General features: G+C 53.0%; 13 protein-coding genes and 1 pseudogene. 6 read left to right on the top strand and 8 right to left on the bottom strand.

What is annotated here, in order from left to right:
- Positions 1-4 precede the first annotated feature (4 nt).
- A pseudogene (gene yihX, locus A1830_RS17410) lies at positions 5-595 on the bottom strand (glucose-1-phosphatase); the annotation flags it as partial.
- 138 nt (positions 596-733) lie between these two features.
- On the bottom strand, positions 734-2,557 hold the full coding sequence (gene typA / locus A1830_RS17405) for a ribosome-dependent GTPase TypA (RefSeq protein ID WP_067709213.1): 1,824 nt from the start codon (positions 2,555-2,557) through the stop codon (positions 734-736).
- 432 nt (positions 2,558-2,989) lie between these two features.
- Here typA and glnA point away from each other — a divergent pair, with 432 nt between their 5' ends.
- The 3 genes from glnA to glnG all read left to right on the top strand — a co-directional run bounded on the left by glnA (position 2,990) and on the right by glnG (position 7,042).
- Positions 2,990-4,399, top strand: a complete 1,410-nt coding sequence (glnA, locus tag A1830_RS17400; protein WP_067709211.1) for a glutamate--ammonia ligase — start codon at positions 2,990-2,992, stop codon at positions 4,397-4,399.
- Positions 4,400-4,574: 175 nt separating this feature from the next.
- Entirely contained in the window at positions 4,575-5,624 is a 1,050-nt protein-coding gene (gene glnL / locus A1830_RS17395) for a nitrogen regulation protein NR(II) (protein ID WP_067709208.1), read from the top strand.
- 8 nt (positions 5,625-5,632) lie between these two features.
- Positions 5,633-7,042 carry a nitrogen regulation protein NR(I) gene (gene glnG / locus A1830_RS17390; RefSeq protein ID WP_067709206.1) on the top strand — a complete coding sequence of 470 codons (1,410 nt, stop codon included), beginning with the start codon at positions 5,633-5,635 and terminating at the stop codon, positions 7,040-7,042.
- A 103-nt stretch (positions 7,043-7,145) separates the two neighbouring features.
- Here glnG and hemN read toward each other — a convergent pair whose 3' ends face one another.
- Positions 7,146-8,513, bottom strand: coding sequence for an oxygen-independent coproporphyrinogen III oxidase (gene hemN / locus A1830_RS17385; protein WP_067709204.1), 1,368 nt, complete (start codon positions 8,511-8,513; stop codon positions 7,146-7,148).
- Between the two features lie 257 nt (positions 8,514-8,770).
- A complete protein-coding gene (gene yihI, locus A1830_RS17380; protein WP_067709202.1) occupies positions 8,771-9,307 on the bottom strand; it encodes a Der GTPase-activating protein YihI in 537 nt (178 codons plus the stop codon).
- A gap of 557 nt (positions 9,308-9,864) precedes the next feature.
- Between yihI and yihA the strand changes: the two genes are divergently transcribed.
- Positions 9,865-10,506: a ribosome biogenesis GTP-binding protein YihA/YsxC gene (gene yihA / locus A1830_RS17375; protein WP_067709200.1), complete on the top strand. Its 642-nt coding sequence runs from the start codon at positions 9,865-9,867 to the stop codon at positions 10,504-10,506.
- Between the two features lie 460 nt (positions 10,507-10,966).
- On the opposite strand, the gene polA is transcribed toward yihA, so the two are convergent.
- The 4 genes from polA to A1830_RS17355 all read right to left on the bottom strand — a co-directional run bounded on the left by polA (position 10,967) and on the right by A1830_RS17355 (position 16,182).
- Positions 10,967-13,759, bottom strand: a complete 2,793-nt coding sequence (gene polA, locus A1830_RS17370) for a DNA polymerase I (RefSeq protein ID WP_067709197.1) — start codon at positions 13,757-13,759, stop codon at positions 10,967-10,969.
- A gap of 418 nt (positions 13,760-14,177) precedes the next feature.
- Positions 14,178-14,807, bottom strand: a complete 630-nt coding sequence (gene dsbA / locus A1830_RS17365) for a thiol:disulfide interchange protein DsbA (RefSeq protein WP_067709195.1) — start codon at positions 14,805-14,807, stop codon at positions 14,178-14,180.
- Positions 14,808-14,839: 32 nt separating this feature from the next.
- Positions 14,840-15,832 (bottom strand): serine/threonine protein kinase, encoded by a 993-nt coding sequence (locus A1830_RS17360; protein WP_067709192.1) that lies wholly within the window; start codon positions 15,830-15,832, stop codon positions 14,840-14,842.
- A gap of 80 nt (positions 15,833-15,912) precedes the next feature.
- The gene (locus tag A1830_RS17355) at positions 15,913-16,182 is read right to left on the bottom strand and encodes a YihD family protein (protein ID WP_067709190.1); all 270 of its coding nucleotides are present in this window, start codon (positions 16,180-16,182) and stop codon (positions 15,913-15,915) included.
- Between the two features lie 85 nt (positions 16,183-16,267).
- Between A1830_RS17355 and mobA the strand changes: the two genes are divergently transcribed.
- The gene (mobA, locus tag A1830_RS17350) at positions 16,268-16,849 is read left to right on the top strand and encodes a molybdenum cofactor guanylyltransferase MobA (protein WP_067709445.1); all 582 of its coding nucleotides are present in this window, start codon (positions 16,268-16,270) and stop codon (positions 16,847-16,849) included.
- On the top strand, positions 16,846-17,370 hold the full coding sequence (gene mobB / locus A1830_RS17345; protein ID WP_067709188.1) for a molybdopterin-guanine dinucleotide biosynthesis protein MobB: 525 nt from the start codon (positions 16,846-16,848) through the stop codon (positions 17,368-17,370). The genes mobA and mobB overlap by 4 nt, the downstream gene beginning before the upstream one ends.
- Positions 17,371-17,589: the final 219 nt, after the last annotated feature.

The raw sequence follows: 17,589 nt of genomic DNA, 5'->3' as shown, positions 1-17,589 counted from the left end.
AAAAGCGATCGGCGAAAAAGGCAGGAACAACGTTGGCATCGGTCACCTGCACGCTATGAATGCCCAGCGCGCGAGCCGCTGCAATATTGTCTGCGTTATCGTCAAAAAAGACAGCCCGATCGGCCGTGACGCCCTCTTCCTGTAATACCTGCTGATAAATCCGCGCCTCAGGCTTGCGCATTCCCATATCCTGGGAAAGATAGATCCTGTCCGCCGCGCTTTTGACCTCAGGAAACTCCTCGGGCCAGAACTCGGTATGCAGGCGGTTGGTATTGGAGAGGATAACCACCCGCTCGCCGCGTGCGCGAAGCGTGTTCATCAGCTGGACCACTTCAGGGCGGACGCTAACGAAAACGGCCTGCCAGCCTGCGGCGAATTGTTCGAATCCCAACGCCAGGCCAAGTTCGTCACAGACTTGTGTAGCAAAATCTTCGTCGCTGATTTCTCCCCGCTCGTGGCGCTGGAAGCTTTCACCCAGGGTAAAACGGCTTTGCAGCGTGGCCAGCGGAACGCGGCCCAGATCGCTCCAGACGCCAAGAACCCGGTTGAAATCAATATCAACAATGACGTTACCTAAGTCAAAGATATACAGCATGGTCATCTCCTTGTGTGCCGGTGAGCTATTCACTCTAGCGGTAAAAGGGGAGACTGAACAGGAATGGGGTTTGAAAATGGGCATGAAGAATAAAGGCCGGAGGAGATCCGGCCTTCAGATACAGTCACTAACGAGGGATTAAGACTCTTTAGGACCGCGGCTTGCGCGTTTACGATCGTTTTCAGTCAGGTGACGTTTACGAATACGGACGGACGCAGGCGTCACTTCGACCAGTTCGTCATCATCAATGAATTCCAGAGCCTGCTCCAGAGACATCTTGATAGCCGGAACCAGCGTAGTCGCTTCGTCAGTACCGGAAGCACGCATGTTGGTCAGCTTCTTACCGGTCAGGCAGTTTACGGTCAGGTCGTTAGAACGGCTGTGAATACCGATGATCTGGCCTTCATAAACTTCTGCACCGTGACCCAGGAACAGCTTACCGCGATCCTGCAGGCTGAACAGGGCGAACGCCACTGCTTTACCCTGGCCGTTAGAGATCAGCACGCCGTTCTGGCGCTGGCCGATTTCACCCGGACGAACGTCGTCGTAGTGGCTGAAGGTTGAATACAGCAGACCGGTACCGGAGGTCATGGTCATGAACTCGGTACGGAAGCCGATCAGGCCACGCGCCGGGATCAGGTAATCGAGACGAATACGGCCTTTGCCGTCTGGGATCATGTCTTTAACATCACCCTTACGCTCGCCCATTGCCTGCATCACAGAACCCTGGTGCTGTTCTTCGATGTCCAGCGTCACGTTCTCAAACGGCTCCTGCATGCGGCCATCGATTTTACGATTGATTACTTTAGGACGTGAAACGGCGATTTCGAAGCCTTCACGACGCATGTTTTCAATCAGAACGGACAGGTGAAGTTCACCACGACCCGAAACGCGGAAGGCGTCGGAGTCTTCGGTCTCTTCAACACGCAGCGCCACGTTGTGCACCAGCTCTTTGTTCAGACGGTCAAGGATCTGACGTGAAGTCACGTACTTGCCTTCTTTACCACAGAACGGTGAGGTGTTGACGTTGAAGTACATGGTCACGGTAGGTTCGTCAACGCTCAGGGCTGGCAGCGCTTCAACGCTCTGCGGATCGCAGATGGTATCAGAGATGTTCAGCTCGCCCAGACCGGTGATGGCGATGATATCGCCCGCTTCCGCTTCGGTCGCTTCGATACGCTCAAGACCCATATGCGTCAGAACTTTACCCACTTTACCGTTGCGGGTTTTACCTTCGCTATCAACGAGGGTCACCTGCTGGTTGGGCTTCACTTTGCCGCGCTTGATACGGCCAATGCCGATAACGCCAACGTAGTTGTTATAGTCCAGCTGGGAAATCTGCATCTGGAATGGCGCATCCATCTCAACCTGTGGAGGTGAGACGTGATCCACGATGGCCTGATACAGCGGGGTCATGTCTTCTGCCATATCGTTATGGTCAAGACCCGCGATACCGTTCAGGGCAGAAGCATAGATAACCGGGAAGTCGAGCTGCTCGTCAGTCGCATCCAGGTTTACGAACAGGTCAAATACCTGATCCACAACCCAGTCTGGACGTGCGCCAGGACGGTCAACTTTGTTGATGACCACGATCGGCTTCAGACCATTAGCAAAGGCTTTTTTGGTCACGAAGCGGGTTTGCGGCATAGGGCCATCCATTGCATCCACAACCAGCAGCACCGAGTCGACCATTGACATCACACGCTCAACCTCACCGCCGAAGTCGGCGTGTCCTGGGGTATCCACGATGTTGATGCGGTAGTCATTCCAATTAATGGCGGTGTTTTTTGCGAGGATGGTAATCCCACGCTCTTTCTCCAAATCGTTGGAGTCCATTACGCGTTCGGTTGCTTCAGTACGGGCATCAAAGGTACCGGACTGCTGTAGCAATTTATCAACCAGGGTAGTTTTACCATGGTCAACGTGGGCAATAATGGCGATGTTACGCAAATTTTCGATCACAGCTTTGCCTCAGGCATTAGAAATAGCGCGCTATTGTACACGGATTAATCGAAGGACTGAACAGGATCACAAATTTCAATTAAAGATAACTGTCAGGATTGCTTTTGTAGCCATTTACAGTGCAAGAAATGCACTCCATCGAAAAAATGCACCAAATTAGTGCGCACAGCGCACCGATTGGCACCATAATGGTGCGCGACTTCCATCATGGTGCAGCTCTCATTAAGCGAGAGCGCGCATCATAGCGCTTTTTGGGGCAAATAATAAAGTTGGCATAGATTTCGCTTTAATTCAGTAAGCGATAAATGCCCATTTCCATAACGGTTGATAGCTTGTCAGAGATCTTAGTATCGGACGACTGTGCCATATAAGCAAAGTTCGCCGCAGAGTTCTCTACCATAACGACAATGACCAAATCCAGGAGAGTTATGTATGTCCGCTGAACACGTCCTTTCGATGATGAACGAGCATGAAGTCAAATTTGTCGATCTGCGCTTTACCGACACCAAGGGTAAAGAGCAGCACGTCACCATTCCTGCTCATCAGGTTAATGCTGACTTCTTCGAGGAAGGCAAGATGTTTGACGGCTCCTCGATTGGCGGCTGGAAAGGCATTAACGAATCAGACATGGTGCTGATGCCTGATGCGACCACCGCGGTCCTTGATCCTTTCTTTGAAGATTCCACGCTGATTATCCGCTGCGATATCCTTGAGCCTGGCACTATGCAGGGTTATGACCGCGATCCGCGCTCCATTGCCAAGCGTGCGGAAGACTTCCTCCGTTCATCCGGCATTGCCGATACCGTGCTGTTTGGCCCGGAGCCAGAGTTCTTCCTGTTTGACGACGTCCGCTTCGGCGCGACCACCTCCGGCTCTCACGTGGCTATCGACGATATCGAAGCGGCATGGAACACCGGCAAAGAGTACGAAGGCGGTAACAAAGGCCACCGCCCTGGTCTGAAAGGCGGCTATTTCCCGGTTCCACCGGTCGACTCCTCGCAGGATATTCGTTCTGCCATGTGTCTGACCATGGAGCAGATGGGTCTGGTTGTGGAAGCGCATCACCACGAAGTGGCGACGGCGGGTCAGAACGAAGTGGCTACCCGCTTCAATACCATGACCAAGAAAGCCGATGAAATTCAGATCTACAAATATGTCGTTCACAACGTTGCCCACGCCTACGGCAAAACGGCGACCTTTATGCCAAAGCCTATCTTTGGTGATAACGGCTCAGGCATGCACTGCCATATGTCTCTCTCCAAAGGCGGTAACAACCTGTTCGCAGGCGACAAATACGGCGGCCTGTCTGAAACTGCCCTGTTCTACATCGGCGGCGTTATTAAGCACGCTAAAGCCATTAACGCCCTCTCTAACCCGACCACCAACTCCTACAAGCGTCTGGTCCCGGGTTACGAAGCACCTGTTATGCTGGCGTACTCTGCCCGTAACCGTTCTGCTTCAATCCGTATCCCGGTGGTTGCCAGCCCGAAAGCGCGTCGTATTGAAGCGCGCTTCCCTGACCCGGCGGCTAACCCATACCTGTGCTTCTCTGCCCTGCTGATGGCTGGCCTGGACGGCATCATCAACAAGATCCATCCTGGCGACGCGATGGACAAAAACCTGTATGACCTGCCGCCGGAAGAAGAAGCTGAAATCCCGAAAGTAGCGGGTTCGCTGGAAGAGGCGCTTAACGCGCTAAATGAAGATCGTGAGTTCCTGACGCGCGGTGGCGTGTTTACTGATGAAACTATCGACGCCTATATTGACCTGCGTAAGGCTGAAATGGACCGCGTTCGTATGACACCACACCCGGTTGAGTTTGAACTCTACTACAGCGTGTAATGTCGCGGTAAGCCCGGCGTAGTCTTTCTGGCGCAACAGGGCAGCAACCGGAAGTATTCCGTGGAAATTATAGCCCATCTCCGGATGGGCTTTTTTCTCCGCGAATTCACCGCCCGGGCAGACGTTTACCGGCTTCACTGACTATAATGCACTAAAACAGTGCAGGAGTTTATGCATGGCAACAGGCACGCAGCCCGATGCTGGGCAAATTCTCAATTCGCTGATCAACAGTATTTTGCTGGTCGATAGCGAACTGGTCGTTCATTACGCCAATCCTGCGGCACAGCAGCTGCTGGCGCAGAGTTCCCGCAAGCTATTTGGTACACCGCTGCCGGAACTGATGGGGTATTTTTCACTCAATATTGACGTTATGCACGAGAGCCTGAATGCAGGTCAGGGTTTTACCGACAGCGAAGTCACGCTGGTGGTCGATAGCCGCGCGCACGTTATGTCACTCACCGCGCAGCGCCTTCCCGAAGGGCTAATCCTGCTGGAAATGGCGCCGATGGATAATCAGCGTCGCCTCAGCCAGGAACAGATCCAACATGCCCAGCAGGTTGCCGCCCGGGATTTAGTACGGGGTCTCGCCCATGAGATAAAGAATCCGCTGGGTGGGCTGCGTGGCGCGGCACAGCTGCTGGCGAAAGCGCTGCCCGACCCGTCGCTTACGGAGTATACCCGGGTCATTATTGAACAGGCCGATCGCCTGCGTAATCTGGTCGATCGCCTGCTCGGCCCGCAGCAGCCAGGTATGCACATTAAGCAAAGTATTCATCAGGTGGTTGAGCGAATCGTCAACCTGGTGTCGATGGAACTGCCGGATAACGTCACGCTGGTGCGGGATTACGATCCCAGCCTGCCTGAACTGCCACATGACCCCGATCAGATAGAACAGGTCCTTCTGAATATCGTGCGTAATGCCTTTCAGGCTCTGGGCGAAGAAGGCGGCACCATTACCCTGCGCACCCGCACTGCCTTTCAGCTCACGCTGCACGGTGTTCGTTATCGGCTGGTGGCGCGTATCGATATTGAAGATGATGGCCCGGGCATTCCGGCACAGTTACAGGACACGCTGTTTTATCCCATGGTCAGCGGACGTGAAGGGGGTACCGGTTTGGGCCTGTCGATAGCGCGAAGTCTGATCGACCAACATTCAGGAAAAATAGAATTTAACAGCTGGCCTGGCCACACAGAATTTTCTGTTTTTCTGCCTATTCGGAAGTAGAGGTTTCTATGCAACGAGGGATAGTCTGGATCGTCGATGATGATAGCTCCATCCGCTGGGTGCTTGAACGCGCACTCACGGGAGCCGGGTTAAGCTGCGTCTCTTTCGACAGCGGTGACAAGGTGCTTGATGCCCTTGCCTCCAAAACGCCGGACGTTTTACTTTCAGATATCCGTATGCCGGGTATGGACGGCCTGGCGCTGCTGAAGCAGATAAAACAGCGCCACCCCATGCTCCCGGTCATCATAATGACCGCGCATTCCGATCTGGATGCGGCCGTCAGCGCCTATCAGCAGGGCGCATTTGATTACCTGCCGAAGCCCTTTGATATCGACGAGGCGGTTGCTCTGGTTGAACGCGCGATTAGCCATTATCAGGAGCAGCAGCAGCCGAGAAATCAGCCGGTCAGTGGCCCCACCACCGATATTATCGGTGAAGCGCCAGCGATGCAGGATGTCTTTCGCATTATTGGCCGGCTTTCACGCTCCTCAATCAGCGTGCTGATTAACGGTGAATCCGGAACGGGTAAAGAGCTGGTAGCCCATGCGCTGCACCGACACAGCCCGCGCGCCAAAGCTCCCTTTATCGCCCTGAATATGGCCGCCATCCCAAAGGATCTGATTGAATCGGAGCTGTTCGGCCATGAAAAAGGGGCCTTTACCGGTGCCAATCAGATTCGACAGGGGCGTTTTGAGCAGGCCGATGGCGGCACGCTCTTCCTTGACGAAATCGGTGATATGCCGCTGGATGTGCAGACCCGACTGCTGCGCGTACTGGCCGACGGACAGTTTTACCGCGTAGGGGGCTATGCGCCGGTGAAGGTGGACGTGCGAATTATTGCCGCGACTCACCAGAACCTTGAACTCCGGGTGCAGGAAGGTAAATTCCGCGAGGATCTGTTTCATCGTCTTAACGTTATCCGCGTCCATCTGCCTCCGCTACGGGAAAGACGCGAGGATATTCCCCGGCTGGCAGGGTATTTTCTGCAGGAGGCAGCGCGCGAGCTGGGCGTAGAGGCCAAAATACTCCATCCTGAAACCGAGACGGCGCTGACCCGCCTGCACTGGTCGGGCAACGTGCGCCAGCTGGAAAACACCTGCCGCTGGTTAACAGTAATGGCGGCGGGCCAGGAGGTGCTGATTCAGGATCTGCCTTCCGAACTGTTTGAAACCGCCTCTCCCGACAGTCCGGTGCAGTCGCTGCCGGACAGCTGGGCGACGCTGCTGGCACAGTGGGCTGACCGGGCGCTGCGTTCCGGTCATCAAAACCTGCTGTCAGAGGCGCAGCCTGAACTGGAGCGTACGCTGCTGACGACCGCACTGCGCCACACGCAGGGACACAAACAGGAAGCAGCCCGTCTGCTGGGCTGGGGCCGAAATACCCTGACCCGCAAGCTGAAAGAGCTTGGCATGGAATAAGCGCAAATCTTCCCCCGCGCCTGTTCCATCCCCAAATGATCGGTCATAAAAATGGCCCGCCATCACAATCACTGTGATGGCGGGCCGTTTCATCCATCCCGATTCAAATCACCCGCGAAAATTGCTGCCTGTGTGCCTTCTGATGAAGATGACTGTCAAAACACATACAGATATTCCTTATCAGCAAACGGCCCTTAGCGGTCACCTGAAGGCCCTTCTCGTCCCTGTCCACCAGCCCATCGTGTATCAGAGGCGCCAGGCGTTGCAGATCCGCAGCGAAATAGTCGCTAAAGGTGCGATCCCGCGTGTCGAAATCGGCAAAATTCAGCGAAAAATTGCAGATCAGCGCCTTAATCACGTCACGTCGCAGGCAATCATCCTCTGTAAGCTTCAGTCCCCGCCAAAGCGCCGTGTGCTGTTCGTCAATGGCCGCATACCAGACCTTAAGTTCTTTATGATTCTGCGCATAGCTGTCGCCCAGCATACTGATGGCCGAAACCCCCATTCCCAGTAAGTCGCTTTCACCCTGCGTCGTGTAGCCCTGAAAGTTGCGATGCAGCCGCCCTTCACGCTGGGCCACGGCGAGTTCATCATCCGGGCGTGCAAAATGGTCCATACCAATAAACTGGTATCCCGCGTCGGTCAGAGTGGCAATGGACTGCTGCAGAATATCGAGCTTTTGCTGCGCATCCGGGAGATCGGCTTCTTTAATCTTACGCTGGGCGGCAAACAGCGTCGGCATATGCGCATAGTTAAATACGCTGAGCCGGTCAGGCGCGAGCGCGGCCACCTTCTTAAGCGTAAAGGCAAAGCTCTCTGCGGTTTGCAGCGGCAAACCGTAGATTAAGTCGAGGTTAGTGGAGGTGAATCCCAGCCGGCGGGCACGTTCGACGAGGGAAAAAATGACCTCTTCGCTCTGTATCCGATTCACCTTTTCCTGCACGGCTTTGTTGAAGTCCTGCACTCCCATGCTGAGACGGTTAAATCCCGCAGCCCGCAGGTGGTCCAATACGTCCAGCTCAATTTCACGGGGATCAACCTCAATCGACAGCTCCGCCTGTTCGCTAAAGCGGAACTGCTTTTTTAGCAGATCGATCAGTCGGGTAATTTGAGTCTTACTAAGATATGTTGGCGTACCGCCGCCCCAGTGCATCTGCGTGACGGTGCGCTCGCGAAACAGCGGTGCGCGGGCGTTGATCTCCACCTCAAGCGCGTCCAGATAGCGGTCGGCCTTATGCTGCTGTCGCGTCACGACTTTGTTGCAGCCGCAGAAATAGCACAGCCGATGGCAGAAAGGGATATGAACATACAGTGAAAGCGGGCGATCCGGATAACGCTGAGCCGCCTGCAAAAAGGCTGCTTCGGTATAATCCTGATGAAATTCCAGCGCGGTGGGGTAAGAGGTATAGCGGGGACCAGAGATGTTGTACTTCTGAATCAGATTCAGATCCCATTCAATCGTCTGGATCACGGTATTCACTCCTGCGTCGGCGTCGGGTTGCCGATCGTCGGATAACAGGAGGATGACCCGGAAGCGAACGAACGGCCTTTCTGCGCAGCCGGTTTTTCAGCCGCGACAGACGGCGTAGTTTAACCAATGCCCAGGCCAGCCAGCAGAACAGAATTAACGCAAAAATTGATCCAGGCCAATTCATTAGCAGAGAAACCTTTTAAAACGGCAGCACCCGCCGGTGGTGCTGCCGTTCAGCCTGATGTTGTCCGGAGTAACTACTTACCGCCCTTCAGCAAACGGTACATGTCTTCTTCGGCTTCTTTATCCTCATCCGCATCGTCATCCAGTGCGATACCCAGCTGCTCCATCAGCACGTCGATACGATCCAGGGACTGATCCAGCCAGGCCTGATCCTCTGCTGACAGGCTTTCCCCGTTTTCCAGCCTGTCCAGAAGCGCGTCAAGGCGTTCGTTATTTTCCAGTCCTGCCAGCTCTTCTTCCGGCGTCAGACGGGATTTCTTCTCTTCCTGCACCGGTTTAGCCACTTTAGCGGGCTTCGCGGGTTTGGTCGCAGCGGAAGCCGCGCCCAGGGCAACGGGCTTTTTGCTGCCGATACGCGGATCTTTGCTTTTGTTGTCAGTGCTACTTTTTTGGGCCTGGGCGAGAGGATTAGCGCGACTGCCGGTAGGATTGCCGCGTTGCTTCTTGTCACGCTTGCGATCGCGCGCTTCAGCATTGAGGTCAACGCGGGGTTTACGCGGGCTTTTTGCTGCTGGTTTTTTATCCTGGGGTTTACGTGCAGGTTGCTTCATGATTTCTGCTCTCAGACTTTTTATATTCAGTATAGAATTGCGGCGAAATCTAGCAGAAAGCAGACAAAGAAAAAAGGCGGCAGGTCTCCCTGTCGCCTTTTTTCGCACCTTCCGCAGAAGGACTGACTGAGTCAGCATCCTTTTGGGCATACAACATCCCGGTTTTCCTTTGCCGTTTCATCCGTCCCGGACGTGTTCCGTTCCATTTTGTGGCATTATCCACAACGCCTTTCCATCCCTGCTCAGCAGCATCCTGCCTACCCTGAGCGCTTCGTCCTGAAGTGAACCCTCCAGGTTCTGACCAATACTGTAGACCATTAAGACAAACTCTCAAGTCAGCCAGCGTAACTATTTTGGTGCCGATAATTCGAAATTAAACTAATGCGTTGTTTAATAGCATTTTTTGCATTTTTCCCATTTAACTGGAAACGATAAAGGCTGACATAATCTGTAGCAAATCTCTTACAAAGGATGGACCTGACTGCGGTGAGCTGGGCGCTTTGATTCTATACAGGGTATACTCAGCGCAATTGCACATTTATTCCTGGAGTTTTATTTTGTCTGGCTGGAATTATCATCTCACTCATTTTGTCACCAGCGCCCCTGATATCCGTCATCTTCCCTCCGACAGCGGAATCGAAGTGGCATTTGCAGGCCGTTCTAATGCGGGCAAGTCCAGCGCGCTTAACACGCTGACCAACCAGAAATCGCTGGCCCGTACCAGTAAAACGCCTGGCCGTACCCAGCTGATCAACCTTTTCCAGGTTGCAGAAGGCTACCGCCTGGTCGATTTACCGGGCTATGGTTATGCGGAAGTCCCTGAGGAGGTAAAGCTGAAGTGGCAGCAAGCCCTGTCAGAATATCTGCACAGACGCGAATGTCTGAAGGGCCTGGTGGTACTGATGGATATCCGTCATCCGCTTAAGGACCTGGATCAGCAAATGATTAAGTGGGCCGTTCAGAGCGGTATTCAGGTACTGGTTCTGCTAACCAAGGCAGATAAACTGGCCTCGGGCGCGCGTAAAGCTCAGCTCAATCTGGTGCGTGAAGAAGCTAAAGGCTTTGTGGGTGATATTCAGGTCGAAGTTTTCTCTTCGCTTAAGAGAATTGGCGTGGACAAGCTAAGCCAGAAGCTGGATAGCTGGTTTACCGATATCCCCCCTGCTGTTGAAGACGAGAATCTTAACGATCCGCAGTAACGCGCTTTTGAACGTCGCCCAATAAAAAACGCCCCAGTCATAACTGACTGGGGCGGCTAATATTCAGCCAAATCCGATTACGTGAAGTAAAAGGTCTGAAAGATAGAACATCTTACCTCTGTACCCTACGACTCAAACTCTACATGATTTTTTCGGGCCTAAAAAGGGTTTTTTGTAGTTAACTTCCAGAAATTACCCTGCTTTATCCAACCCAGCTCACATAATCCCGCTCGACTTGTAGCTAACTTACGGAAAAAATGCTTACAGCATAGATGGTTAGGTGAAATTCTGAGCAAAAAAGGGAATTATCATCCGCTGTCGCTTCCAACTACACGAAATTCTTATGGATTCTGCGTGAGGCCAACAAAATGACTTCTGTCGGCCCCCCGGGGCAGCCATGCAAAGGCTTACGACGGGCTAAAAGCCCGCGTCTGCACCTTACTCTCTTTTACTCTGGTAATTAATGGGCCTGATCCCAGTTATCACCTACGCCAACATCCACACGCAGCGGAACGTCAAGCGTCATGCTATTTTCCATCAGCTCGCGGATCTTCGCTGATGCAGCCTCGACCTCGGAGGTTTTAACCTCAAAAACCAGTTCATCGTGTACCTGCATAATCATCTTCACCTCCGGCATGGACTGTGGCGTCAGCCAGCCATCCACGGCGATCATCGCTTTCTTGATAATATCGGCGGCGGTTCCCTGCATGGGCGCATTGATTGCCGCACGCTCTGCGGCCTTGCGGCGTATCGCATTGCTGGCGTTGATATCAGGCAAATAGAGAGGGCGACCGTCCAGCGTAGAGACATAGCCCTTCGCGGCTGCCTGCTGACGGGTATTTTCCATGTATTCCAGCACGCCAGGATAACGCTCGAAGTAGAGATCCATATATTTCTTTGCTTCGCCTGCGCCAATATTGAGCTGGCGGGAGAGGCCGAATGCGCTCATGCCGTAGATCAAACCAAAGTTTATTGCCTTAGCGCTGCGGCGCTGCTCTCCGGTCACTTTATCAAGCGCCATGCCAAAGACCTCCGCCGCCGTGGCACGGTGGATATCCTGCCCATCGGCAAAGGCACTCAGCAGGCCTTTATCCTGAGACAGATGCGCCATGATACGCAGCTCAATCTGCGAATAGTCGGCGGCAACAATTTTACAGCCCTCAGAGGCAATAAACGCCTGACGAATACGACGCCCTTCGTCGTTACGTACCGGAATATTTTGCAGGTTAGGATCGGTCGATGAGAGACGTCCGGTCGCCGTAACGGCCTGATGGTACGACGTATGGACACGTCCGGTTATCGGGTTGATCATCAACGGCAGTTTATCGGTGTAGGTTGACTTCAGTTTGGACAGGCCACGATGTTCCAGGATCACCTTCGGCAGGGGGTAATCAAGCGCCAGCTCGGCAAGGACTTCCTCGCTGGTAGAGGGAGCGCCGCCCGGCGTTTTTTTCGTGGGCTTAATCCCCTGCTTCTCAAACAAAATAGTTTGCAGCTGCTTTGGTGATGAGAGATTAAACGGCTCACCTGCCAGCTCATGCGCTTTTTGCTCCAGTCCGGCCAGGCGCTCGGTAAGCTCAATCGAATGCTTCGCCAGAATACCCTGGTCAATGAAAACCCCGTTGCGCTCGATGCGTGAAATAACCGTAACCAGCGGCATCTCGATCTCTTCAAAAACCTGTTTGGGACCCGCTTCTTTTTCCAGCTCCGGCCACATTTTAAGATGCAGCTGAAGCGTAACGTCTGCATCTTCAGCGGCATAGTGGGCGGCCTGTTCCAGGGCGATTTGATTAAAGGTCAGCTGTTTTTTGCCCTTTCCGGCGATCTCCTCAAAGGTGACCGTTTTATGGCTTAACCAGCGGGTGGCCAGCGTATCCATATCGTGCCGCCCCCCTACGCTGTTGAGCGCGTAGGACTCCAGCATGGTGTCAAACCTGATGCCCTGAAGTTCAATGTCGTAATTCTTCAGCACGCCGCGGTCATACTTCAGGTTCTGCCCAACCTTAAACGCCTTGTTATCTTCCAGCAGGGGTTTAAGACGTGCCAGGACGCTGTCACGGTCAAGCTGAACGGGCGCATCAAGGTAGTCATGCGCTACCGGCAGGTAGGCCGCTTCACCCGGCGCAACTGCAAATGAGAGTCCGACAATATTTGCACTCAGCGTGTCGAGTGAATCCGTTTCAAGGTCGAATGAGAACAGTGAACTGTCCTGTAGTTTTTTAAACCAGGCTTCAAAGGTTTCTTCATCCAGAATAGTCACGTAGCCATCGGATGACAGCACGCTGGCGACCTCACTGGTGCTGCTCTCAGCCACTGCTTCTACCGGCGCTTTCTGTCCTGCTGGCGAGCCTTTCCTTCCCTGTAGCCATTTGCCCTCTTCCAGATCGGTTATCCAGCGCTTGAACTCATAGTGACGGAACAGGCCAAGCAGCGTTTCTGCATCAGGCTCATTAACCGTGAGCTGCTCACAGGTTACGTCCAGCTGCACATCGGTTTTGATCGTCGCCAGCTGATAAGACAGAAAAGCCAGCTCTTTGCTTTGCTCAAGCTTCGCCGACATGGTCTTAGCGCCCCTGAAGGTCAGTGTAGCGACCTTATCAAGGTTGGCATAAATGTCTTTTATCCCCCCCAGGCCCTGAAGCAGCGCCTGCGCGGTCTTTTCACCCACTCCGGGAACACCCGGAATATTGTCTGAGGAGTCGCCCATCAGGGCAAGAAAGTCGATAATCAGTGAAGGAGGAACGCCGAACTTTTCCACCACTTCGTCTGGACCGAGAATGGCGTTATTCATGGTGTTGATCAGCGTGATATCAGGTGTCACCAGCTGTGCCATGTCTTTGTCGCCGGTGCTGATCAATACTGGCTTACCTATTTTCCCGGCTTCCAGCGCCAGCGTCCCGATGACGTCATCGGCCTCTACGCCCGATACGGCCAGCAGCGGCAGCCCCATTGCCCTTACCATGTTGTGCAAGGGTTCTATTTGCGCACGAAGATCGTCCGGCATGGGTGGCCGATGAGATTTGTAATCTTCAAAAAGCTCATCACGAAACGTTTTGCCTTTGGCATCAAAAACTACGGCGACATGGTCAGGCTTATATTGCAGCAGCAGACTGCGCAACATATTCAGGACACCGTACATTGCGCCCGTGGGTTCACCCGCACTGTTGGTCAGTGGAGGGAAGGCATGATAAGCACGGTAAAGGTAAGAAGAGCCATCTACCAGAATAAGCGGGTTTTCTGCAATTTGTGCCATAGGTTTTTTGCGTTCTTCGTTGGTTTTATCAATGTGGTAAGGATGCCACAGCTGAGTATAAAAGATGAAATAACTCGGGGGTGAATCGTCCCTTAAAGATGGGTTATGCGAATAGCTTCCCAATAACAAACTGTGGATAAGTTTGTGCGTAAATTTGCAAACGTAATGCAACAGCCAGAATATGATATCGTGGGAGGTTAAAATTACTTTTTATTACATGAAGTTAGTAGGTTACCTTAGGATTTGCTTTATCCCATCCGAAATTAATTCAGTGTGGATATTATTTATGCCCCGATCAATGTGACGCGATCGGATCCAACGGATCGGCAGAAATGGGAGAAGCAAATTAAGAACAGGATTTTCAGCCGGATGGGGAAGGTAACCACGCCAGCCGCAGGCTGGCGTGGTCAAAAGCAGGTTACTTCTGGGTCAGCAGGAATTTCACAACGTTAGCATATTGCTGAACGTAATTGTCCATTGAGCTGGTATCCAGACCGCCGTTGTTCACCATGTATTTTCCGTTAACAAACATCGCTGGCACACCGCGCAGATCGACGTCAGCAGCCGCTTTTTGCTGCTGCGCAACAAGCGATTTCACCACGAAGCTGTTCCACGCCGCATCGTAATCTTCTGGCTTAATACCCGCCGCTTTTACAAAGGTTGCTTTCAGACTGGCCGGGTCGGTAATGGTTTGGGTTTTCTGGATGCCTTCAAAAATAGGGGCAGTCACTTTATCTTCAACACCCAGCGCCATCGCCACCGCCCATGCCTGGGTCAGGGTTTTGCCCATGTCTCCACCCAGGAAATCCACGTGGTATTTAGTCACTTTCGTGTTAGCGGGCAGGTTTTTCTTCACCGCATCGCTAACGTGCCAGACGTGTTCGAATTCATAGCAGTGAGGACAAAAGAAGGAGAAGAACTCCATAACCTGAGGTTCGCCGGTAACGGGCTTCTGTATTGTTACATACTGTTGACCATCGGTGAACTGCGCAGCCGATGCACTCATTGCCAGCATCATGCCGACCAGCGCAAACCAAATCTTTTTCATTGGAAAATTCTCTCCTAACAGCAAAAGGGCCATCAACCCTGAAAAGTAGGTACAAGCTGCAGCGGGGGTTCCTGCAACAGCTTTGCCTGTTGATTAAAAATAGCGATCTGCCTGCGCCAGAAATCCTCGTCCGTCATCCACGGAAAACTTGCAGGAAATGCGGGATCCTCCCAACGGCGGACCACCCATGCCAGATAATAAACCATCCTCATGGCGCGTAAAGGCTCAATCAGTGACAATTCATGTGAGTCGAACTCGCTGAATTCACTGTAAGCCTCCAGTAAAATATCCCACTGGATACGCTGCTCCTTAACATCACCGTTGATCAGCATCCAGAGATCCTGAATGGCGGGGCCATTGCGCGCATCATCCAAATCGACAAACAGCGGACCGTCGCGCCAGAGGATATTACCCGGATGGCAATCGCCATGCAGGCGCATCGGCTGCCATTGAGTATGCCAGTAATTATGTAAAGTTGTGCCGATAAGCCTGACGCTGGCTAATAAAGGCTCTTTGAGCTTTGCCGGGATCAGACGGCTCTGTTCTAGAACGGCCAGGGGCTCTTCGATATACTCTTTCAGACCCAGGGTCGGCCGCACGGTGAAGGTCTTCTTTCTGGCCGTCTGGTGGATTCGACCCAAAAAGCGTCCTACCCACTCCAGCTGGTCATAGTTATCCGTTTCGTACTGCCGTCCTCCCAGGCTGGGGAAAACCGCGTAACGGTAGCCCTGATGCTGATGAAGGGTCGTCCCCTGAAGAAGCAGCGGAGCCGCGACGGGCACCTCATCATTAAGCAGCTCGGTGGTAAACTGGTGCTCTTCGCCGATCTGTTGATCTGACCACCTCTCAGGGCGATAGAACTTAACGACGTAGCGTTTCCGGTCCTCATCGGAGAACTGGTAGACCCGATTTTCATAGCTGTTCAGGGCAGTAAGCCCTGACTCTACCCGAATTCCGGTTTGCCACAGCGCATCCAGAATGGTATCAGGATCCAGGTTTTGAAAGTTAAAGGCAGGTCCTTTCATCCGACATACTCACAGGTTATCGCAAATGAATTAGCGATAAAGAATATCATCAAACAGGCAGCATGACGGTAAATGGTGATTTAATCTTTAATCACGCCGCGGGCACGCAGCAAAGCGGTTTTAAAGTCTTCCTCATAATCTTTTTTCAGACCGGGGATAGCTTCATCTTTATCCGTGCCGCGCATTTTAAGATGATAGATTAGAACGTCATCGGTAATGTCGCCAATAGGCTGAGTAAAACCCGCTTCATCCGCGATTTTCTGCAAAAATTGCACTAAATTCAGATCGGGTTCCTGCTGCCAGGCTGGCTGAAGCAGTGAAATTAGTTCGTTCAGACGATGGCATTTCATGCTGTTGTTCCTGTTAAAAGGTCAATTCTGCTACGTTAGCAGGGTTAAACCCACATTAAAAGAGGGTGTAAGTTTTATGTCCACGATCTCCCTCCTACCCGTCACTGGCGTAATTCTTGCTGGCGGCCAGGGAAGCCGTATGGGCGGTGAAGATAAAGGTCTCATCCCGTGGCGGGGTAAACCACTTTATCAGCATGTGTTAGGGCGGCTTTCTCCCCAGGTAAGCCAGCTTTGCATCAGTGCAAACCGTAATATTTCTATTTATCAGCAGAGTGGTGTTCCGGTATTCGCAGATACCCTGTCGGGCTTTCCCGGGCCGCTGGCAGGCATGCTTGCAGCATTACAAAATATCGCTGAAGACTGGGCCGTTTTTGCGCCCTGTGATACGCCAGAGCTTCCTGACGACTTAGTTGCACGCCTGTGGCAGGAGAAAAAGGATGCACCTGCCGTATGGGCGCGCAGTGGCGATCGCGATCATCCGACGCTGGCGCTGGTAAACGTCGGTTTAGCTGGGGATCTTGCTTCATTTCTTGCAGCCGGAGAACGGCGAGTCATGCTATTTCTTAAGCAGGCAGGCGGCCATGCTGTCTCTTTCGATAGCTGCCCTGCCGCTTTCGCAAATATTAACTACCCCAGCGATCTTCTGGGTAAGGGTGAAGCATTGTGATCCCCCTGTTAGCTATTGTCGCGGCCAGCGGCACAGGAAAAACGACGCTGTTGAAGCAGCTGATCCCACTGCTTTCAGAGCGGGGTATCCGCTGCGGGCTGATTAAACATACCCATCACGACATGGAAATTGATAAGCCGGGGAAAGACAGTTACGAGCTACGTAAAGCTGGTGCCGATCAGGTAATAGTCGCCAGTCAACAGCGCTGGGCGCTAATGACCGAAACGTCAGCGGCTGACACGCTGGATCTGCACTATCTGGCCAGCAGAATGGATGAGAGCAAGCTTGATTTGATTCTAATCGAAGGCTTTAAAGGCGAAGCAGTGCCGAAGATAGTGCTTTACCGGCATGAGACGGGAAAACCCTTCCCTGACGGGCTGGATGAGCACGTTATTGCTGTTGCTGGCGACATCAACCTGGAGTGCCGGGTGCCAGTGCTGGATCTGAATGCGGTGGATACCGTGGTGGATTTTATTGCTCAGTGGCGGGAAAAGCAGCGCCGTTCTGCCGGTACTGAGTGAAGGTTACGGGCTGATTTACAGGCCAGCACGTAACAGTCATGACCGCGAGCGGGGCCTGAATGCAGTAACCCTGATCCTGAGCGCAATTCCCCGGTCCCTGTACGCATGATCCTGACTCTGGGCCGAATAATTTCTCCTGCCCCATAACGCAAAAAACCCTGACCGTGAGGTCAGGGCTATTGCTTTATTTGATGCCTGGCAGTTCCCTACTCTCGCATG

The organism is Erwinia sp. ErVv1, from assembly GCF_900068895.1.
Classification (GTDB): Bacteria; Pseudomonadota; Gammaproteobacteria; order Enterobacterales; family Enterobacteriaceae; genus Erwinia.
This window is presented reverse-complemented; position numbering and strand designations above follow the sequence as displayed.

What these genes read in the sequence shown, in the direction of transcription:
- glnA (WP_067709211.1), top strand. Translation starts at nt 2,990, where the DNA reads ATGTCCGCTGAACACGTCCTTTCGATGATGAACGAGCATGAAGTCAAA.
- glnL (WP_067709208.1), top strand. Translation starts at nt 4,575, where the DNA reads ATGGCAACAGGCACGCAGCCCGATGCTGGGCAAATTCTCAATTCGCTG.
- glnG (WP_067709206.1), top strand. Translation starts at nt 5,633, where the DNA reads ATGCAACGAGGGATAGTCTGGATCGTCGATGATGATAGCTCCATCCGC.
- yihI (WP_067709202.1), bottom strand. Translation starts at nt 9,307, where the DNA reads ATGAAGCAACCTGCACGTAAACCCCAGGATAAAAAACCAGCAGCAAAA.
- polA (WP_067709197.1), bottom strand. Translation starts at nt 13,759, where the DNA reads ATGGCACAAATTGCAGAAAACCCGCTTATTCTGGTAGATGGCTCTTCT.
- dsbA (WP_067709195.1), bottom strand. Translation starts at nt 14,807, where the DNA reads ATGAAAAAGATTTGGTTTGCGCTGGTCGGCATGATGCTGGCAATGAGT.
- A1830_RS17360 (WP_067709192.1), bottom strand. Translation starts at nt 15,832, where the DNA reads ATGAAAGGACCTGCCTTTAACTTTCAAAACCTGGATCCTGATACCATT.
- A1830_RS17355 (WP_067709190.1), bottom strand. Translation starts at nt 16,182, where the DNA reads ATGAAATGCCATCGTCTGAACGAACTAATTTCACTGCTTCAGCCAGCC.